Source organism: Ruminococcus sp. D54t1_190329_F1, from assembly GCF_015551645.1.
GTDB lineage: Bacteria > Bacillota > Clostridia > Lachnospirales > Lachnospiraceae > Blautia_A > Blautia_A faecis.
The window spans coordinates 1-19926 of sequence record NZ_JADNDC010000030.1 but is presented as its reverse complement, the minus strand read 5'-3'; the positions used below and the strand labels follow the sequence as shown (position 1 = coordinate 19926).

The following is a 19926-nucleotide window of genomic DNA, read 5'->3' as shown; positions in this document are numbered from 1 at the left end:
AATATAAACATTCGGTAAATAATACTTTGCAAGACATTTTAATTTAAAATAACTATTTCACAATTTATAACATACAAATCAAAGTGTTACTTTCATAAATAATCTAAACGAAATATGCAAATTAAAGTAATTTCATTTCATATATGCAATAGAACGTATCACGAACGTTCTTTTGACCTGTCTTTTACTATTATTCGTACTTCTTTAATGAAATCCGGATCAGTTCCTCGCAAAGCGTCGGATAATCCATTCCCAGTACCTTCGCCTCCTGAGGAATCAGACTGGTAGGAGTCATTCCCGGAAGGGTATTTGCTTCCAGACAGTACATATCTCCGTTCTCTTTCATCATGAAATCCAGACGGCTGTAGCCGGTAAGTCCCAGTGCTTTCGCTGCCTTCACTGCATTCTCCTGCATTTTTGCTGTAAGCTCCGGAGAAATCTCAGCCGGGCAGGTCTCTACAGTAGAGCCAGCCTGGTATTTATTCTTATAATCATAGAAGCCCTGGATTGGTGCAATTTCAATAATCGGATATGCTTTTTCATCTACAACTGCAACAGAAAATTCACGGCCTTTGATATATTCCTCCACAACAATGTCTGCGCCATACTGGCATGCATCTGTAAGAGCCTCTTCGTACTCTTTCTGGTCATTTACAATATAAACACCTACGCTGGAACCGCCGCAGCTTGTTTTTACAACTACCGGGAACTGCAGGTTATATTTGGCAATGTCTTTCTCCAGATTGTCTCTTGTCATAGTAAAACCGCCTGGTGTAGGCACATTATTCATCAGAAAGACTTCTTTTGTAATGCGCTTATCCATTGCCATGGCGCTGCTGAGATAACCGGTTCCTGTATAACGGATTCCCATCAAGTCAAATGCAGCCTGCACCTTGCCATCCTCACCATTTGCGCCGTGAAGTCCAAGGAACACAATGTCACATTTTTCGCAAAGTTCCAGAACATTTGGTCCGAAAAAGCTTCTGCGTTTTTTCTCCATCTCCTTGATCTGCGGATTGAAGCTGCTCATATACTCTGCTGCCTTTTCCACATCATATTCAGCCGGGAAAGGATTCTCCCAGTCTACATTCTCAACTCCACAGAAAATATCTACAAGTATTGCCTCATGGCCTTTCTGGCGCAGCGCACCGCAGATTCCGGTACCGGATACAATGGAAATCTCTCTCTCCGTACTGGTTCCTCCAGCCAAAACTACTATCTTCATAATCTTATATCTCCTTTTTTGTTCGTAAACGTAACTGTTCAGTTCCTTCACAGTTACACGCTTTGCCATGCACAGAAATCATGCATTCGCATGATTTCGCGCTGAATTTCCCAAAACACCTCGCGGAATATTCTCTACTGAATAGTTACTCATACACAACCACCGGCATGCCAACCTCAATATTTGCATAAATCTCGGCAGCCTTGTCATATGGAACATTTACACATCCATGGGAGCCTTCCCACAGATAAAGATTTCCTCCAAACTCAGACCGCCAGGAAGCGTCGTGGATTCCCACATTTCCTGCAAAAGGCATCCAATAGGTCACATTTGCTTCGTAGTCCTCTCCTGTAAGCACTGCCGGAGATTCCTTGGCATCCAGTGCATAACAGCCTGTAGGAGTGCCACAGCCTTCTATATCCGGATTTCCGCTTACAATAGGTGTGTCCACGATTGGAGTTCCCTTCTGGTAAAAAACAAGACGCTGGTTTGTCAGATCTATCTCCACGTAGGTGGAACCAATATCATTGGTTCCGCGACTATAGCCTGAATACAGATAAACAGGCTCACGAACCTGGGTAACACCGCTTTCGATAGCAGCGATCAGCGCTTTTACTTCTTCGTCCTGATCGATCACCCAGCCGTAATCGCCGCCTTTAATTTCCACCTGGCGATTATCGTAAGTCAGAAAAGTCCTGGTCTGTCCCATAGTATCATATTTCAGTCCAAGGTCTGCCACATACTGCCGCACCAGGTTTTCATCCAGGATCACATTGCCATCCTCATCATAACCGAACCAGTTCTTGATCAGGGTACGGTCCACAGTCTCAGTACGATCAGCAAAGTCATAAGTTATGATCACCTTGACAAGCTGATTCATTTTTTCACAATTGGCTTTCAGCAGCTCATCTGTGCTGTACACCGAAGGCTTCCGGTAGCAGCTCTCGTCCTCCAGATTTACAGAAGTTTTTCCCCGGAGCATGGCTGCGGAAATCACTTCCTCCGTCTTAGTGCGATCCAGAGCATTTCCCACTACTTCCGGAATGATTTCAAAAGTATCTCCGGTATCCTGGATCTGGGCATCCACAGGCTGGACTACATTCTCTGGCTGCATGCATTTCAGATTATCAACAGCCTGCCCCATCAGCTCCACGTTATAGCTGAGGGATTCTGAAATATCATAATTCTTATCCTGGTTAAAAGCAAGAAACCAGGTAAATCGATCCTGATCTTTGATCAACTGCTTCACAATGCCGGTAGACACATAGGAAAGCCCCACATCCTGGGCGGAAATGGCTTCCTGACCGTTTTTCATGGTCTCCACAGCAAGAACATAAGCGCTTACACGCTGGTTCAGAAGGTCCTCGGTGTCTTCCGAAGTCATGTAGGAACAATTAAATCCATTCACCATAGAGCCTGGAAGAAAATGACTGGAAAAGTAGTGCACGCCATATCCATAAGCTCCTGCTGTAAGAAGCAGCAGCAAAACCACAAGTAAAATAATAATCGTTCTTCCTGCGCCTGCTTTTTCCTTATTTTTTGCCATAAATTCCTCCCTGCTTATGATGAATTCTTATTGCCTTTACACGACCACATCTTCTGTTTAACCTTATGCAGGAAATAAACTCCATAGTCGGCATTTATTTATGCCTTCCAAATGCAGACGGGTAAAGACAATAAAAAGCAGATGATTACTGTTCACAGATAACAGTAGATTACTCTGCCTCTTTTTATATGCCAGATCAGGTACTTTTCCTGATCTGGCATGGTTACATTCTATGCGCAAATTTCCGATTTCAGAGCCTGTTTGAAAATTGTGGCTCACCTTTTACGGAAAGGTTGCCGTTCACAGCAACACGCTTTTAGCCGAGAAGTTTTTCTACACTGACAAGCTTCACACAAAGTACGAATACCTGTGCTGCTTTGCCAAGATCCTCAAGTGTAGGGAAGGATGGTGCGATACGGATGTTGGAGTCTTTCGGATCCTTGCCGTATGGATAAGTAGCACCTGCGCCAGTAAGGACAACACCAGCCTCTTTTGCTCTGGCTACAATTGCCTTTGCGCAGCCATCCAGGGAATCAAAAGAAATGAAATATCCGCCGTGGGGCTTTGTCCACTCACCGATTCCAAGTCCGGAAAGTTCTTTGTCAAGCGTATCCAGAACCAGCTCGAATTTCGGGCGGAGGATATCTGCGTGTTTTCTCATGTGGGCGTGAAGTCCGTCAAGATTCTTGAAAAATCTTACGTGACGGAGCTGGTTCAGTTTATCATGACCGATGGTCTGAACCTGCATATATTTGCGAAAATCATCCAGGTTTGCCTTGGAAGCTGCAACGGCAGCGATTCCGGAGCCTGGGAAGCTTACCTTTGAAGTGGATGTAAATTTATAAACAAGATCAGGGTTACCAGCTTTTGCACACTCACCAAGAATTTCAACCAGGAAATCCTGATTATCATCATAGAGATGATGGATGCTGTATGCATTATCCCAGTAAATACGGAAGTCCGGTGCTGCCGGTTTCAGTCTTGCAAAACGCTCTACGGTTTCTTTGGAGTAAGTGTAACCCTGTGGGTTTGAGTATTTCGGAACACACCAGATTCCCTTGATCGCTGCATCTTCACTTACCAGCTTCTCTACCATGTCCATATCCGGTCCCTGTGGAGTCATCGGAACATTGATCATCTCGATTCCGAAAAATTCGGTGATCTTGAAGTGACGGTCATAACCTGGTACCGGACAGAGGAATTTCACCTTGTCAAGTTTGCACCATGGAGTATTTCCCATTACACCCTGAGTCATGGAACGTGCGATACTGTCGAACATAACGTTCAGGCTTGAGTTTCCATATATGATAATGTGTTCCGGATCTACCTCAGACATTTCTCCAAGAAGACGCTTGGCTTCCGGAATACCGTCGATCACACCGTAGTTACGGCAATCTACTCCAGTCTCGCATTTCAGATCTGAATTGCCCTTCAGAACGTCCATCATTTCCATAGAAAGTTCCAGCTGTGCATTGCTTGGCTTTCCTCTTGACATGTCAAGGGCAAGTCCCTGTGCCTTGATCTCTTCAAATTCTTTGTCCAGCTCTTTTTTCAGTGCCAGAAGCTCTTCATGATTCATTTCGGTATATTTTTTCATAAATTCCTCCTTCGGCAATTGCCTGTTTGGTGTATCCTCCTCGTATATCTTTTCCATTTTAGTATGCTAAATTGTCGGTTGTCAAGTGTTTGGCTCTATTTTATATAAAATCCCTCTTAAACCGGTTACTGTTCACTTCGTTCACAGTAACACGCTTCGCGATGCACAGAAATCATGCTTTGCATGATTTCGCGCCGCAACTCTCGGGTTTTCTGTGAACTTTGTTCACAAAAAACACTTCGCGGAATGTTACCAGTGAACAGTAACTTAAACCGCTTCCCATCTTCCAGAAGCACCGCATGGCAATACCAGCCCATTTGACTTCACCGGAAGACCAATTTCCTGGGAATCTACATGTCCCTTATACTTCTTCATCTCTGTTGCCAGCATATAAGTAAGTACAGCCGGAGCAAGTCCGGTGGTGTAGGAATTGATCAGGAAAAACAGGGGATCATCGCTGAGAATCTTTGTGCAAAGCTTCACCAGGGGATGAATGGCATCCTCAATTTTCCAGATTTCGCCTTTTGGTCCTCTTCCATAGGACGGAGGATCCATGATAATTGCGTCATAGTGATTCCCCCGGCGGATTTCACGCTCTACAAACTTCACGCAGTCATCTACCAGCCAGCGGATTGGTGCATCAGCAAGACCACTTGCTGCCGCATTCTCTTTCGCCCAGGTAACCATTCCCTTAGAGGCATCTACGTGTGTAACGGATGCACCTGCGGCTGCCGCCGCAAGAGTTGCACCACCTGTATAAGCAAACAGATTCAGAACCTTGATCGGTCTGCCAGCCTTGCGGATCTTGTCTCCAAACCAGTCCCAGTTTGCTGCCTGCTCCGGGAAAAGACCGGTGTGCTTGAAGCTGAATGGTTTCAGATGGAACGTAAGATTCTTGTAATGAAGATCCCACTGCTGGGGCAGATCAAAGAACTCCCATTCACCGCCTCCCTTGGAGCTGCGGTGATAGTGTGCGTTCATCTTGCGCCATCCTGGCTCTGTCTTCGGTGTATCCCAGATTACCTGCGGATCCGGACGGACAAGGAGATATTTCCCCCATCTCTCCAGTTTCTCGCCGCAGGAAGTATCAATTACTTCGTATTCTTTCCAGCCATTTGCTATCCACATTTTATTTTTACCTCATTTTCTATTATTTCGCACAAAAGTCCTAAATGTCATCCATGAATCATATCTGTATAAGTAAAATCATGAATCATTTATAGCACGAATGCGGACAACCCCTGGGAATCGCCACAAACGCAATGTAACTGACTTTCATTTCGCCTAATATCAAAGAACAAATTTATGATAGCAGAAAACTGTACCCACGTCAATTTTGTTCATCTTCTTCCCTGAAAAAGTGCCCAAAAATCTGCCTCACTTTTTTCGGATTTTTCCCATTGAACCACATATTTTTTCGCACTATAATCACATTAAAAAGGAGCGTGATTCAAATGTCAGAAAAGACTACCGATAATAAACTTCCTTACACCTGTACCTCCGCCTACGACCGCAACGCCTGCAAGGGCTGCGTCTGTTCCACCTGCTATGAACAGGAATTCTGCGACAGGTGCAGCAGCTGCGAAAATCAGTCGAAGCGCAAGGAGCGCTGCAATGCTTATGAGGGTGCATACAATTATTAGTCCTCTGTTTTTTGCTCCTCATGCACAAAAAGTCTGAGTACAGATGCCGTTGCAAGTGACATACTATACTCAGACTTTATTATGAAATCATTCTTTCTGCATATTCCTGCAGCAAACTATCAGCATCTGGCTTTTTCTGCCTTTTCCTTCTGTCTCTCATCCCACAGCTGATCTGCTCTCTCTTTCCAGCAGGCTGCATATTTATCACATTTGCCGCAAAGATGCTCTGCACTCTCCGGTGACTGAAGATCAGTGGATTTCGCGCCGGTCTCTGCAACTAATTTACGCAGGATCTCCGGATTCTCCAGCATTGGACATGGACGAAGCATGTTCTCGTTGAAAGGCTGGTTATCATGATAAGCCTGGAAAATCGGGCTCTTCAGTGCGTCCAGAAGAGAAGTATCTTTGATATTGCAGTTTGAATAATGGATGAATACACAAGGCTCCACATCACCATTTGCATTAATATGCAGATAATGTCTTCCACCTGCAATACATCCATGTACAAATTCAGCATCATTCTGGAAATCCAGCGTAAAGATTGCTTTTGTGCTTCTGAATTTACGAATTGCATGATACATTTCTTCTCGCTGGTCCGGTGTCAGAAGAAGCTCCGGTGAAGCATCATTTCCAACTGGCATGTAATGGAAGAACCATGCAAATAATGCACCACAGTCAATCAGCTTGTCAAAATATTCCTCACTGCTTACACTGTCTACGTTCATGCCTGTATAGCAGGTGGAAACTCCAAATGGAAGACCTCTGTCCTTCAACAGTTTCATTGCATGCATAACCTTCTGATAGATTCCCTCTCCACGGCGTCCGTCGTTGGCTTCCTCGGAACCTTCCAGACTGAATGCCGGAACGAAGTTCTTTACTCTTAAGATTTCATCACAGAATTCCTCATCGAAAAGTGTCCCGTTTGAGAAGGAAAGGAACTCACAATCCGGATGCATCTCACAAAGTTTAATAAGATCCTTCTTACGTACAGTAGGTTCACCACCGGTATAAATATACATGTAAACACCAAGCTCTTTACCCTGTCTGATAATGGAGTCAATGGTCTCCAGATCCAGGTTCAGCTTGTGACCATACTCTGCTGCCCAGCATCCTGTGCAATGCAGATTACAGGCACTTGTAGGATCCAGAAGGATTGCCCACGGAACATTGCAATTGTTCTGTGCAGCAACCTCTTCCTGTCTTGCACTTCCCTTTAAGCTGGCATTTACAATAAAGTTCTGGAAAAATACTTTTCGAACACCTGGATCCAGCTGATACAGGTTCATGATCAGCTTATACCAGTTGCTGTCTGTGTCCTGGATTGCATTACGAATGGCATCTCTCTGACCTTTATACCAGTCCTGCGGAGTGAATTTATCTACCAGCTCCATCAGCTTCGGAATGTTTGTCTCCGGATCCTTTTCCAGATATTCTAATGCTTTTGTTACAGCACCTTCCATAGCGGCCTGTTTTGCTTTATCAATCAGTTTCATAATGCTCCTCCTTTAAATTTCTCTGAATTCATCTTCCCAGACTACATTTTCATTCTCACGGATTTTCACAGTGTATACTACCACGCAAAGCTTCAGTATTCCCTCCAGCAGAAATGCCACGCCTGTAAAAACCACAGTCAGCTTTGCACCTCCTGCCGGATCAACAAGAAGAAGCATTCCAAATATTCCGGTTGCTACTGCGATAAGCAAAACTGCCCACCAGAGCTTCAAGCCGAATTTTTTCGCTTCCACTGACATTTGGATCCGAAGCAATGCATCGGTCAGAATCACCAGACCGAAAATCACGAAAATCAGTCTTAGTATGGCTTCCCTTCTCACCAGAATCAGAATTCCAACTGCAATCATGAGAATTCCAAAGCCAAGGTCAAATTGAAAAGCCAGACAGTAAAAATCTCTGGAAAAATATCCGATTATTTTTATAATTCCATCTGCAATAAACAGAATTCCTGCAAGAACACAAATTATTTTCACGGCTTTTTCCGGAACAGCCATCAAAAAAATTCCCAAAGCACAGAAAACAACTGCTATCACTATATATCCATTTCGTGCTATTTTCAAAGTTCCTGACGAATTCATTCTGATTCTCCTTTCTGCTTTTCATGGATTTATTATAGTAAGATAAATTTCAAAAAGGAACGGACAAAAAAAGGACTGTGTCTGAAATTCAGACACAATCCTGTATTTGCCTAAAAGCTTACCGCATTTCCATTCTCCGAGGAAAAAAGCAGATTTATAAATTCCCTATACGATTTTCAGATAAGCAGGTTTGGTTCCTGCCGCCTTTTCCAATGTTTTCTCAAAAGTATTTTCATAGAGTTCACGCAGTTTCTCTGCATATTCTGTCAGATCGTAAGACATCCTGTGATCCATCCAGTCCAGAATCACTCCGATCATTACGCATTTATAAAAATGCATGAGCACCTTCATATCTTCTTTTTCCATAATTTCTTCTTCAAAATTATGTACGATATACTGCTTTATAACATACTGGCACATTTTATCCAGTACACTGGTAAACGTTTCTCTCTGCACGGAACAGTAAATATGGAGCATGGCCTTCTTGTTCTCTCCGATCAGATTCACCAGTACCTCAAGGCATTCCAGCATAGAATCCACTTCCACCGGATGTTCAAAGGCATTGTCCACTTCCCGAAGAAGAGCTGATTCCACAACATCAGAAATATCGCGGAAATGATAATAGAAAGTATTCCGGTTCACACCGCAGCGCTCCACAATATCCTTCACTGTAATTTTCGCAAGAGGTTTCTCATTAAGCAGTTCAAACAAAGTCCTGATAATAATTTCTTTCGTAAAACCAGACATTTTCTCACCTGTCATCTTGAAATGAAGCCGTAAAAAAGCCTAATCGGCTATGTTTCTGGCTTGTTAAGTTATTATCACAGATTATGCCACAAACCAATTTAAAATGCAAGGACAACGCGCCCTTGCATTTACATTAATTTCCCCTGTTCTGATAAAACATCAATTTCTGGAACTGATTCATTTCTTCGGATACGTCCCGGACAGCTCCATAAAACATTTTATGTCCATCCTGTTCTCTCAGGAAAAATGCTTTGATATTTATCCAGATATACTGACCGTCTTCTCTTCTGCGACGCACAGTTCCCTCTGCACCTTCAGCCAGTCTCTGGAAAGACCGCTGGAAAATATTCTGCATTTTTTTCCTGTCATCCGGGTGTATTGCCTCCATGACCTGAACATTCTCTGCCAGATCCACAGGATCCTGTCCAACCAGCAGACAGTACTTATCATTTACCTGCAGCAGCTCCACATTGTCACAATATACATCATAAATGGCAATTGGTCCAAGAATATTATTCAGTATACTGTCGCTTGCCAGCTCTGACTGAAACAGATCCTTGAAACGTATATGCTCAATTTTTCGCGCCTGAATCCCACGGTAATCCACATTATTCTCGTCATTGAGAAGTATTTTTATTTCTTCGACTGGAAGAGGCTTGTAGAAGAAATAGCCCTGGCCATAAATACAGCCCATATTCAGCAGATAGTTAATCTGGTCTTCCGTCTCGACTCCCTCTGCGATCATGCGAAGTCCCATAATATTTGCCATTCTGGTAACAGCCTCAAGAATTCCCATTCCCTTGTCCATGGTATTCTCATCCATTTTCAGGAACTTCATGTCAATCTTCAGAACGTCTACATTTACATCCTTCAGCATATTCAAAGAAGAATATCCGCTTCCAAAATCATCCATCAGAACGGTAAAGCCCGCATTTCGCAGTGCCTCTGCCACACCGGTGATCACCTTATATTCTTCTACATAAGCACTTTCCGTAATCTCCAGCTCTACATATTCCGGCGGAAGCCCATATTTGCGAACCAGATTTTTAAAATGCTCTACCACATCAATTGCATAAATATCCACACTGGATACATTAACAGAAATAGGAATTACTCTATGTCCGCTTTTTATCCAATCCTGCAGCGTCTGGCAAACCTGCTCCCACACCTTCATGTCCAGTTCCGTGATCAGTCCGTTACGCTCCATAACCGGAATAAAATATCCAGGTGCCACAATCCCCTTCTCTGGGTGCTTCCAGCGCACCAGGGATTCCAGCCCAACGATCTTACCTGTATTCAGATTACATTTCGGTTGAAGATAGTAGATAAATTCATCTCTTTCCAGACCGGCCTGCACTTCAGCAAGGAGCACATGATTATTCTCCAGTCGTGTCTTCATATCTGAGCTGTAATAAGCACAGCGTACAGCATAATTTCCCTTTACTGTCTCCTGCGCAAGAATTGCCCGGTCATACATCTGTGAAGCACTGAGACTGATATCATCAATTACATAAAAACCAAAAGCAGGAAGGAATCCGGTATGTCCACCGTACGCACGCACAAACCCGGTAATACGGCATTTTAGGTTTTCGAGAACTTTTTCATCATTTGGAAGAACAATTACAAAATCATCCCCACCCATATATCCGGCAAGCCCGCCAAATTCCTGACGCATTTTATTAAGATGCGCCCCGATTTCTCTCAGGAGCTTGTCTCCTGCCACCTGACCATACCATTCGTTAAAAAGCTTAAAATGTTCAATATCAATGGCTACCAGACAGTATTTCCCTGCCGCAGTTTCATTTACTCTGAGAAAAGCTTCTGTCTGTGTAAAAAAAGGAATTCTGGCAAATAAACCTGTAAGCTTATTCTTCTCCGTCTTGCCCGGGTTTCTCCGTTCCAGAATCTCCTTCTTCATATTTACAAAACGGCAAAGATTATCCATATCCTCCTCGTAAATATCCTTTGCTAAAATTACATGACAGTTCCCTGCTCCCGGCCACTCGACCTCTCCGGCATTGATTTTCAGCCATTTTCCCTGATCTTCATTATAAAATAAATCTGTCTTCCGATTCGGATGTGCCAACGGGCAATTACGACAGGGCTTCTCTCTTCCCCGAAACTTCTCATAACAGATCTCTCCGGGCTCAAAATTCGAAAACTGTTTCATCAGTGCTTTACTCATATACTGAATTCGATATGACTCATCTACTATGTATGTAATTGTCTCAGTTCTCTTCTCCTGTCTCATACGCGTCCTTTTCCATTTCTGAATGTAAATCCAACGATTAAAACTATTAAAAATATTATAAGCTATTCCTTTTCAATACGCAACAGGTCAACTCGCGAAAGTTTTTCTGTTTTTTTTTAGGCAAAATGACACATATTACAATAAAGCTAAGAAATGCTCCCGCCAGAAAACAATAGAATCTATTGGCTGGCTGAATGAATTGGAAAAACAGTATGATGACCCTATTGCTCACTTTCAAAAAAGAGTGGAGCAGCTAAAAGCTGACAAAAGCCGACAATATTGTTGCATTTAGCGTGGCTTTCTTTTACACTCATATTTATCGGACAAGTACGTTTTTATACGGTGCAGTGTATCCATAAGCTTACGTACAATATTTTCATAAGAATATCTTAAGATTTTACCCCTTTCATCTTAAATTTTGTCTGATACCTTATATATTACAGGGGAGGTGAAAAAGAAAATGGCAACAATTCTTGTATGTGATGATGATAAAGATATTGTAGAAGCCATCAGCATTTATCTGGAACAGGAAGGTCACCAGATTCTAAAGGCTTACGATGGACAACAGGCACTTTTGGTTTTACAGAAAAATGAGGTAGATCTGTTGATCATCGACGTTATGATGCCGAAGCTGGATGGCATCAGGGCAACTTTGAAAATCAGGGAGGAGCATTCTCTCCCTATTATTATTCTTTCAGCAAAGTCCGAGGATGCAGATAAAATTCTTGGATTGAATGTTGGAGCTGACGATTACGTAACCAAGCCCTTTAGTCCTTTAGAGCTGATTGCCAGGGTTCGTTCCCAGCTTCGAAGATATACCCAGCTGGGTGCAGCAGTTTCCTGTGAAAGTCAGCATATTTATACAACCGGCGGGCTGACGGTGAATGACGATCAGAAAGAAGTTCAGGTGGATGGCGAAGCCCTGAAGCTTACGCCAATTGAATATAATATTCTGCTTCTTCTCATAAAGAATCAGGGCCGGGTATTTTCCATCAATCAAATTTATGAAAATATCTGGAATGAAGAAGCAATTGCGGCAGATAACACAATTGCCGTGCATATCCGGCATATCCGGGAAAAGATTGAGATCAATCCCAAGGAGCCCAGGTATTTAAAAGTTGTCTGGGGACTTGGGTATAAAATTGAAAAGCTTTGATTAAAAGTATTTGAAAGATTCGCTATTGGATATGCCAAATGGCGTTACCAATACGATAAGCAGCACATTATCAAGAAAGGGGTTAATCATATGGAAAAGAAAAAATGGCACCGCAGCCCTGGTATCAAAGGGCTTTTGCTCCTATTGCAATATATTTTTCTGGGAGCTGTAATCTTCTTAGGTTTATTTTTAATTACCTCTTTGGCACATGGTCTGAGGCTTTCTGATTCCGGGAAAGATTATCTGGATTCCACGGCATTTGCCAATACCCTCTACGACGCAGCCTATGACGTGATGTACGGAATTTCTGTTACATTTCCCTATACTAATGTATCCTGGAAAGGCCTTGCCCAAAATGAAGCTTCCCAGTCATCTGACAAAAATGCCTCATCTGCGGCTCACACTTCTTTAAATCAGACATCTGCATCCCAAGTAGTTGATCTTAATGAAATTGCCAACGATGAAGAAATCTCTTTTCAAAACACCTCCGGTCTGGCCTATTCAGTTTCAGACCTGGAAAAATGGGCGCAGGATTTTGATACCTCCAGTGGAAATCCCATTGTGATCTGCCACCAGGCTTCTTCTGCCGGCGAGTCACTTTCCCGGCATTATTATTATGTTCAGGATTTTCTGGAAAAAATTGACAGTGGAGAGCTGGATTTTTCTGTGGATATGGAGTATTACGGATTCAGTGACTCTGCAACTGAAATAGCATCCTACGATGAAAATCTCAAACAGCTTATCGAAGACATCAAAAACGACATGCAATATGGTGTAATGGATGATCTTTCCGGCATTCAGATCACATCCGGGGACGGCAAAGTGCTCTATGATTCCATCTCCCTCTATGATGGATATTATGAACCAACAGAGGCTTATCCGCCCCAAGGCGCAGACAGCATTCTGGATGTTCTAAATTCCAATGCCAAATGGAACGACCGCATAGATGAGGCTTTCGAATCTCTTTACAGCCTTCTTTCCAGAACTGACTTTTATATCCAGCAGGAGCAGATTCTGAAAAATTATTCCCAGGGTCACTCCAACATGAGTTACATTTACATTAACGAGGATGACGGACAGGTTATTTCCAATGACAGCAAGCTGGAAGCCCAGCTGGGCTATACCTTGGAACGCAGTGTAACACACGTTGATTCAGCCATAGAAAATCCTACAGCTGACAATATGGGGGGCACCATCGATTATTGCACAAAACTGACAGATCTTTTAAAATCTATAAATGGTATTTCCTATGTTCTTATCCAATATCAACCAGATGGATTTACCAGCAACCTGGCAGGGCTCAAGAAATACAATACTTTCCCCGGAAACAATGTTACCTGCGACTCCTGGAAGGAGGTGGCAAACTCCCTGCTGCCAGCAGTAAACAGCAATTTCATCTTTGCCGCCTATGTGGATCAGGCATTTCCTGTTTCCGATACCTTTTTTGCCGACAAAACATTTTTTGAAAACTATTCCAGCTATCAGAAGCCGGTATTTCTTTTCTTCCTGCTGTGCGGCTTTCTTTTCCTGGCTGCGTTTGTATGGCTAACAGCAATTGCCGGAAGAAAAAACAGCGACCAAAAGCTGCACCTTTGCTTTTTTGACCGCTGGCCAACCGAGCTTTCTGCAGGACTGATTCTGCTTGCATGGTTTCCTGTCCTGGTACTCCTTTTACAATGCCTGTCCTTTGCAGACTATCAGACTGACAGACTGCGTGCCACATCACTCCTTGATGTGAGTCTGTTGCTGAAGCTTATGATTCTGGGGCTTTACACTTTATTCTGGTTCCAGATTGGCTACCTTAGCCTGGTACGGCGGATCAAGGCAAAGCAGCTCTGGAAAAACAGCATCCTGCGCCGTCTTCTTGTCCTGACCTCCAGACTGATTCATTCAGCCAGTCACAAGCTTCACGCCCTTGCTGATCTCTACTCCAGAAACACTGCTGCCAGACTGAAAGCAACCTTCGCTTTTCTTTGCTTTCTTTTCATCAAATATATAATCTGCGGTCCCTTACTTGGCAGCATGCAGCTGTTCTTTTTCTTCAGCTGTCTGGCTGATCTTTTGATACTGCTATATGTCATTACAAAAGCCTGCAGCAGAGAACAGATCATAAAAGGACTGAGAGAAATTTCCAATGGAAACCTGCAATATAAAATTCCTCTGAAACGGCTTTGGGGCGATGATAAACATATTGCAGAATATATTAATAACATTGGAAGCGGTCTTGACGCAGCCGTAGAAAACAGTGTGAAAAATGAGCGGATGAAAACCGAGCTGATCACCAACGTTTCCCACGATCTGAAGACCCCGCTGACTTCCATTATCAGCTACGTTGATCTTCTGAAACGTGAGAATTTTACAGATCCGAAAGTCCTGGAATATCTGGATATTCTGGAAGCCAAGGCAGCCCGGCTGAAGGTACTCACAGAGGATGTTGTAGAAGCCTCCAAGGCCAGCACCGGAAATCTGACACTGAACATGAATAATCTTGATTTCGTAGAAATGCTCCATCAGGTAATCGGAGAGTTCGAGGAGCGTTTCGAAGAACACCATCTTACCATGATGGTACATTTTCCAGATGAACCTTCTGTAATCTATGCAGATGGCCAGCGGCTGTGGCGTGTATTGGAAAATATTTTCGGAAATGTAACAAAATATGCCATGGAAGACACCCGGGTTTACGCGGAAGTAATGAACGCCCACGGTCAGGTGGTTTTCACCCTGAAAAATATTTCCGCCCAGCCGTTAAATTTCGCTGCCGAGGAACTTACCGAGCGTTTCGTCCGCGGTGACGTAGCCCGTGGCACCGAGGGAAGCGGGCTTGGACTTAGCATTGCCAAAAGTCTTACTGAGCTCCAGGGCGGCAAATTCCAGCTTTACCTGGATGGGGATTTATTCAAAGTGACTATCACCTTCCAGGCGCAGAATTCCAAGTGCACTGACGCAGAAGTCCCTGCTCAGCCCAAACCGGAAGCGAGATGATTTTTATCATATGCAGCTATAAAAATAGCAGCAGGAGTAAGCGATTAGTTTACTTCTGCTGCTGTTTTGCAATTAATATTCCAGTCTCGGCATACTCTTAAATTTCTCAAACTCTCCAATGGTAAACATGGAAAGAGCAATGCTTGGAAGTACACTGGACATGCCTGCATTGTTCGCTTTGTACAGCATCGGGAACCACTGGAGGCGGAAACCAAGGCTGTAGCTAAGAGCAAGAGCAAATACGTAAGACGGCACCGACACACCGATTACCGATATGACCGTGGCCAGCGAATCCCATATGGTGTTATATTTCAGGGCTGCCAATAGTCCCAGTAGCAGTCCTACTATCGCTCCGATGATAACGGCAAGTCCTCCGATTCCAATAGAAATTGGAAGTCTTGTCTGAATCATCTGGGAAATAGGAGTGTTCTTGGAAATATTGTAGCTGACACCAAGATCACCTTTTAACATATTTTTTGCGTAGTTCACAAACTGGACAGCTACTGGCTGATCCAGACCGTACTTTACATACAGCGCTTCACGCAGGGCAGGTGTGTTTATGCGGCGGACATTCCATCAAAAATTTGGAATAGAAAACCCCAGTGCTGCAACACTGGGGTTTTCGTTTGTAGTTGAACTACATGGATTTTTCACATCTCTTTGCCCATTGGCATTATAGCATATGTTTTTTTCTTTTCAATATGCATTTTATAATTAAATGTAACTGTTCAGTACCTTCACAGTTACACGCTCCGCGATGCACAGAAATCATGCTTTGCATGATTTCGCGCCGCAATTCTCGGATTTTCTGTGAACTACGTTTACAAAAAACACCTGGCGGAATACTGCCTTCTGAATAGTTACAATTAAATTACATAATCATCTGCGCTTGCAGCCTGCCAGTCAAGAAGGTCTCCTAATGTAATATTATCTACCACTTCATTGATAGCATCATCAATCTTCTTCCAGAGGATACGTGTGACGCATGCATCACCTTTCTCGCAGCCGCCTCCGTCTGGTGCGACACAGTCTACCGGTGACAGACAGCCTTCTGTCAGTCTGAGGATCATGCCTACTGTGTACTCTTCTGGTCTTCGCTGCAGGGAGTAACCGCCCTGTGGTCCGCGGACACTCTTCACATATCCAGCCTTATTTAATACAGAAATGATCTGCTCCAGATATTTCTCAGAAATCTCCTGTCTGCGCGCTACATCCTTTAACCTGATCGGCTCTCCATTGTCATTGGTAGCCAGATCAAGCATTAACTTTATTGCATATCTACCCTTAGTGGATATTCTCATCTTCATTCCTCCTGCTCTGTGATTCTGCAAATGCAAAATCACTCTACAGAAGATTATACCTTCTAATTCCTATTATTTCAATAGGAAATTACCTTTTTATTCGCAGATAATCCAGTATTCCGGAAATAGTTATCGTCTGCGCATGAGCCGCTGCGCGAACTGATAAGCCGGTTCGCAATGTGAACTTTTTCTCACTCTCTGATGTTCCCTCATAAATTACCGGAACTGCTGTGTCGTCATAAGGCTGTCAAGAGTTTCAACTGCCTGATCATTCTGGATGATTTTAAACGTGACATCCTTTTCCCCATCAATTGGCGGGTAATAACAGCAGTCCCTAAAATTCTAATTTTTCTCATATCGTTTCCTTTCCCGAGCTAGAGCGTGTCGATTGCAGAAATATGCTGAAAAAAGAATCGCAATTTACCTGTCTTTCCCTTATAATAATGCTGATAATAAAATGCTTTATCAAACAAGTATCATTTAAAAAGCACTTGAAAAACAGGAGAAAACGAAATGAGTAACCGAATTGAAATAACAGATTTCACTGCCCCGGAGCTGGATGTTTACGCCAGAATTCCGGAGGTGCAGCTTCTACGATTCTATGAGCCCAAACCAGGACTTTTTATCGCAGAAAGCCCAAAGGTAATCCAACGCGCGGCCAATGCCGGATATCAGCCGGTTTCTTTTTTAGTTCAACACAAGGATCTGGAAAAAGAAGGAAAAGAATTGTTACAAAAGTTCCCGGGAATTCCGGTTTATACAGCAGATTATGAGGTACTTGTAAAGCTTACAGGCTTTGCACTTACCCGTGGAATGCTTTGTGCCATGACTCGCCGGGACCTTCCCTCTGTGGAAGATATCTGCAAAAATGCCCGCCGTATCGCCATTCTGGAAAATGTAGTGAACCCAACCAATATCGGAGCCATTTTTCGTTCAGCTGCCGCGCTTCATATGGATGCGGTTCTTCTCACCCCAGGCTGTTGTGATCCTCTTTACCGCAGAGCCACCCGGGTAAGTATGGGTACTGTTTTTCAGATTCCATGGACTTATTTTCATAAAAAAGTGTCCTGGCCGGAAGCTGGAATGGAGCAGCTTCGCTCTCTCGGATTTAAAACTGTAGCAATGGCTCTTCGGAACGATTCCATCAGCATTGACGCCCCAGCCCTTCAAGCCGAAGAAAAACTGGCGATTATCCTTGGAGCTGAAGGAGACGGACTGGTGGATGCAACCATCACCGGCTGCGATTACACCGTAAAAATCCCCATGTCCCATGAAGTGGATTCCCTGAATGTAGCTGCCGCAAGTGCTGTGGCTTTCTGGGAACTTGGAAAAAGGTGAGGGAATGCTTCCTCACCTTTTCCAGAGCGTGTTTAAACAGGTTCTAAGACTCCAGCATTTTCACCAGACATTCCTTTTTATAAAATGAGATTCCATAACAAAAGATATCTTTATACCTGTCCTTATAATCCTCTGCATACTTTCTCTCTTTCATCTGCGCCAGTGCTTTATCACAATCTTTATTTAACTGTTTCATGCTTTGCGAATATTTTACTTCGAAAATCGCTACCTTTCCATTGGCTTTATCAATAATCACAAGATCTGGTCTTCCCAATCCATGCTCTTTGTTCGATTCAATCTGTTCACCATCTCCCATAAAAATGCCTGTGAGAAACGCATGATAGAAGTCTTCTTTATAATCATGATAACTGATGGTATTCCACAGCAATAGATTCATTTCTCTGGTTATAATTTCTGGTTTTTGATTCCAGAGAGCCTGAAAAATCGCTGTTCGATTCCATTTTTTCACACTGTCAGCAAACCACTTCATTACCGTAGTTTCAAAAATTTCTCTTATTTCCGCATTTGGTATCTTTAATGCTTTGGTATCCGGTGAAAATGCAGTTTTCCCTTCTGAAATCCGCGCTTCTGTCAGATAACCAGTCATGTAAAGAATACTCCAAAGATTACTTTCGGATGAATGCAAATAATCATAAGTCAGGTTCTCATCAATATCCTGAAGAATATATCCACCAGAAAGCAATGTTTCCATTTTGTCCGTAATGCTATTGCCTGCAAAATCGATGAAAGAGCGGATAATTGCGTTGTCACTGGTATTTTTCCAATAACTGACTGGCTGCGCTTTGGGATTTCTCTGAAGTTCCCGCAAATAATTCATAACATCCCACGGGCAGTACACATCAATTTCTCCCATATGATATCCATCGTACCATTCCTTCATCTGCTTTGCATACTGCACTGTCCCTGTATCTTCCAGGATTTTGTTGACCTCCTGCTGGGTAAATCCGAAATATTCATTGAATCCGGTATTTGCAATCGTATCTGTAACAAAGTTATTTGTCCCTGTAAAAATGCTCTCTTTTGCAATCTGCAAACAGCCTGTGATAACAGCAAATTTCAATGAAGTATTATCTTTTAATGCAGTACTCATCATACCTCTGATAATTTCCAGCATTTGCTGGTAATATCCTTTGCTGCTGGCTTTTGCTATAGGAACGTCATATTCATCTATAAGCAAAATCATCTGCTTATGGTAATAATTCTCGAGCAGACGCATAAGCAGACTAAGAGATCTGATAACCAAAATTTTGCTTCCCTCACCAGATTTCAGAAGTTTAAAGCGCTTACGATCTTCTTCATCAATTTCTTCGCTTTCCAGCAAAAAACTGTATTTCTGATACAAATCAGAGATGGTAAATACCAGCTGGTCATACGCACTTGCAAAATCAAGTCCATCTATATCTTTAAATGTCAAAAAAATAGTAGGCCACTTATTCAACCATTTTTCACAAAGCTCGTGATTTCTTGAAATTTCAAGCCCTTCGAATAATTTCTGACTCTCATTTCGAACATTAAAGAAATAGTAGAGCATGCTCATGCCCAATGTTTTCCCAAATCGTCTCGGTCTGGTAATCAATGTTACTTTCGCTGCACCATCGGTTAGGAGTTCAGATATGAAACCGCTTTTATCAATATAATAGTTATTATTCTCACGTATCTCTTTAAAATCAGAGATACCTACTGGAATATTAGGATTTCCCATATGCCCTTCCTTCCTAAACAGATATTTTTTATATAAACATGATAACACAGCAGTATAGTTTCAGCAAATAAAAAAACGATAACCAAATGGTTACCGTCTCATTTACTGTATCTTCAAAACTACATACATGTTACATCCTAATGGAATCATTTTACCTCTGCGTGAGTCCGGCAACCGCTTTGCAACCGCCTTTCTCATTTCTTGGTCAAGCCCTCACCCTATTAGTAACAGTCAGCTCCATGCATTACTGCACTTCCACCCCTGCCCTATCTACCTCGTCGTCTTCAAGGGGGTTTACTTCTTTCGAATGGGACATCTCATCTTGAG

Annotated in this window: 15 protein-coding genes and 1 rRNA gene; 4 read left to right on the top strand and 12 right to left on the bottom strand. The window is 43.0% G+C overall.

Features of this window, described 5'->3' with window-relative positions:
• Nucleotides 1-190 precede the first annotated feature (190 nt).
• The 4 genes from I2D69_RS13940 to I2D69_RS13925 all read right to left on the bottom strand — a co-directional run bounded on the left by I2D69_RS13940 (nt 191) and on the right by I2D69_RS13925 (nt 5496).
• Entirely contained in the window at nt 191-1225 is a 1035-nt protein-coding gene (locus I2D69_RS13940) for a D-alanine--D-alanine ligase (protein ID WP_148461004.1), read from the bottom strand.
• A 145-nt stretch (nt 1226-1370) separates the two neighbouring features.
• Nucleotides 1371-2771 carry a L,D-transpeptidase family protein gene (locus I2D69_RS13935; protein ID WP_195380083.1) on the bottom strand — a complete coding sequence of 467 codons (1401 nt, stop codon included), beginning with the start codon at nt 2769-2771 and terminating at the stop codon, nt 1371-1373.
• 316 nt (nt 2772-3087) lie between these two features.
• Entirely contained in the window at nt 3088-4368 is a 1281-nt protein-coding gene (locus tag I2D69_RS13930) for an aminotransferase (protein WP_195380082.1), read from the bottom strand.
• A 267-nt stretch (nt 4369-4635) separates the two neighbouring features.
• Nucleotides 4636-5496, bottom strand: coding sequence for a class I SAM-dependent methyltransferase (locus tag I2D69_RS13925; protein ID WP_173773551.1), 861 nt, complete (start codon nt 5494-5496; stop codon nt 4636-4638).
• Between the two features lie 326 nt (nt 5497-5822).
• On the opposite strand from I2D69_RS13925, the gene I2D69_RS13920 reads away from it, so the two are divergent.
• Nucleotides 5823-6011, top strand: coding sequence for a hypothetical protein (locus I2D69_RS13920; protein ID WP_118582078.1), 189 nt, complete (start codon nt 5823-5825; stop codon nt 6009-6011).
• A gap of 119 nt (nt 6012-6130) precedes the next feature.
• On the opposite strand, the gene I2D69_RS13915 is transcribed toward I2D69_RS13920, so the two are convergent.
• From I2D69_RS13915 to I2D69_RS13900, 4 genes are all read right to left on the bottom strand, one after another.
• Nucleotides 6131-7504, bottom strand: coding sequence for a radical SAM protein (locus I2D69_RS13915; protein ID WP_118582075.1), 1374 nt, complete (start codon nt 7502-7504; stop codon nt 6131-6133).
• Nucleotides 7505-7516: 12 nt separating this feature from the next.
• Nucleotides 7517-8101, bottom strand: a complete 585-nt coding sequence (locus I2D69_RS13910; RefSeq protein WP_195380081.1) for a DUF308 domain-containing protein — start codon at nt 8099-8101, stop codon at nt 7517-7519.
• A gap of 165 nt (nt 8102-8266) precedes the next feature.
• A complete protein-coding gene (locus tag I2D69_RS13905; protein WP_195380080.1) occupies nt 8267-8848 on the bottom strand; it encodes a TetR/AcrR family transcriptional regulator in 582 nt (193 codons plus the stop codon).
• A 133-nt stretch (nt 8849-8981) separates the two neighbouring features.
• Nucleotides 8982-11099, bottom strand: coding sequence for an EAL domain-containing protein (locus I2D69_RS13900; protein ID WP_195380079.1), 2118 nt, complete (start codon nt 11097-11099; stop codon nt 8982-8984).
• 460 nt (nt 11100-11559) lie between these two features.
• Between I2D69_RS13900 and I2D69_RS13895 the strand changes: the two genes are divergently transcribed.
• The gene (locus I2D69_RS13895; protein ID WP_173717828.1) at nt 11560-12255 is read left to right on the top strand and encodes a response regulator transcription factor; all 696 of its coding nucleotides are present in this window, start codon (nt 11560-11562) and stop codon (nt 12253-12255) included.
• Between the two features lie 90 nt (nt 12256-12345).
• Entirely contained in the window at nt 12346-15237 is a 2892-nt protein-coding gene (locus tag I2D69_RS13890) for a HAMP domain-containing sensor histidine kinase (protein WP_243243831.1), read from the top strand.
• A 72-nt stretch (nt 15238-15309) separates the two neighbouring features.
• Here I2D69_RS13890 and I2D69_RS13885 read toward each other — a convergent pair whose 3' ends face one another.
• Entirely contained in the window at nt 15310-15726 is a 417-nt protein-coding gene (locus tag I2D69_RS13885; RefSeq protein ID WP_227198921.1) for a hypothetical protein, read from the bottom strand.
• A gap of 377 nt (nt 15727-16103) precedes the next feature.
• Nucleotides 16104-16538, bottom strand: coding sequence for an Rrf2 family transcriptional regulator (locus tag I2D69_RS13880; protein WP_148460989.1), 435 nt, complete (start codon nt 16536-16538; stop codon nt 16104-16106).
• A gap of 513 nt (nt 16539-17051) precedes the next feature.
• Between I2D69_RS13880 and I2D69_RS13875 the strand changes: the two genes are divergently transcribed.
• A complete protein-coding gene (locus I2D69_RS13875; RefSeq protein ID WP_148460988.1) occupies nt 17052-17876 on the top strand; it encodes an RNA methyltransferase in 825 nt (274 codons plus the stop codon).
• A gap of 43 nt (nt 17877-17919) precedes the next feature.
• Here the strand turns inward: I2D69_RS13875 and I2D69_RS13870 are convergent, their stop codons facing one another.
• A complete protein-coding gene (locus tag I2D69_RS13870; RefSeq protein ID WP_148460987.1) occupies nt 17920-19599 on the bottom strand; it encodes an AAA family ATPase in 1680 nt (559 codons plus the stop codon).
• Between the two features lie 201 nt (nt 19600-19800).
• A 23S ribosomal RNA gene (locus tag I2D69_RS13865) occupies nt 19801-19926 on the bottom strand; the annotation flags it as partial.

Coding starts and splice junctions, on each gene's coding strand:
- I2D69_RS13905 (WP_195380080.1), bottom strand. CDS start 8,848: ATGTCTGGTTTTACGAAAGAAATTATTATCAGGACTTTGTTTGAACTG.
- I2D69_RS13920 (WP_118582078.1), top strand. CDS start 5,823: ATGTCAGAAAAGACTACCGATAATAAACTTCCTTACACCTGTACCTCC.
- I2D69_RS13870 (WP_148460987.1), bottom strand. CDS start 19,599: ATGGGAAATCCTAATATTCCAGTAGGTATCTCTGATTTTAAAGAGATA.
- I2D69_RS13910 (WP_195380081.1), bottom strand. CDS start 8,101: ATGAATTCGTCAGGAACTTTGAAAATAGCACGAAATGGATATATAGTG.
- I2D69_RS13895 (WP_173717828.1), top strand. CDS start 11,560: ATGGCAACAATTCTTGTATGTGATGATGATAAAGATATTGTAGAAGCC.
- I2D69_RS13875 (WP_148460988.1), top strand. CDS start 17,052: ATGAGTAACCGAATTGAAATAACAGATTTCACTGCCCCGGAGCTGGAT.
- I2D69_RS13925 (WP_173773551.1), bottom strand. CDS start 5,496: ATGTGGATAGCAAATGGCTGGAAAGAATACGAAGTAATTGATACTTCC.
- I2D69_RS13935 (WP_195380083.1), bottom strand. CDS start 2,771: ATGGCAAAAAATAAGGAAAAAGCAGGCGCAGGAAGAACGATTATTATT.
- I2D69_RS13915 (WP_118582075.1), bottom strand. CDS start 7,504: ATGAAACTGATTGATAAAGCAAAACAGGCCGCTATGGAAGGTGCTGTA.
- I2D69_RS13930 (WP_195380082.1), bottom strand. CDS start 4,368: ATGAAAAAATATACCGAAATGAATCATGAAGAGCTTCTGGCACTGAAA.
- I2D69_RS13940 (WP_148461004.1), bottom strand. CDS start 1,225: ATGAAGATAGTAGTTTTGGCTGGAGGAACCAGTACGGAGAGAGAGATT.
- I2D69_RS13880 (WP_148460989.1), bottom strand. CDS start 16,538: ATGAGAATATCCACTAAGGGTAGATATGCAATAAAGTTAATGCTTGAT.
- I2D69_RS13900 (WP_195380079.1), bottom strand. CDS start 11,099: ATGAGACAGGAGAAGAGAACTGAGACAATTACATACATAGTAGATGAG.
- I2D69_RS13890 (WP_243243831.1), top strand. CDS start 12,346: ATGGAAAAGAAAAAATGGCACCGCAGCCCTGGTATCAAAGGGCTTTTG.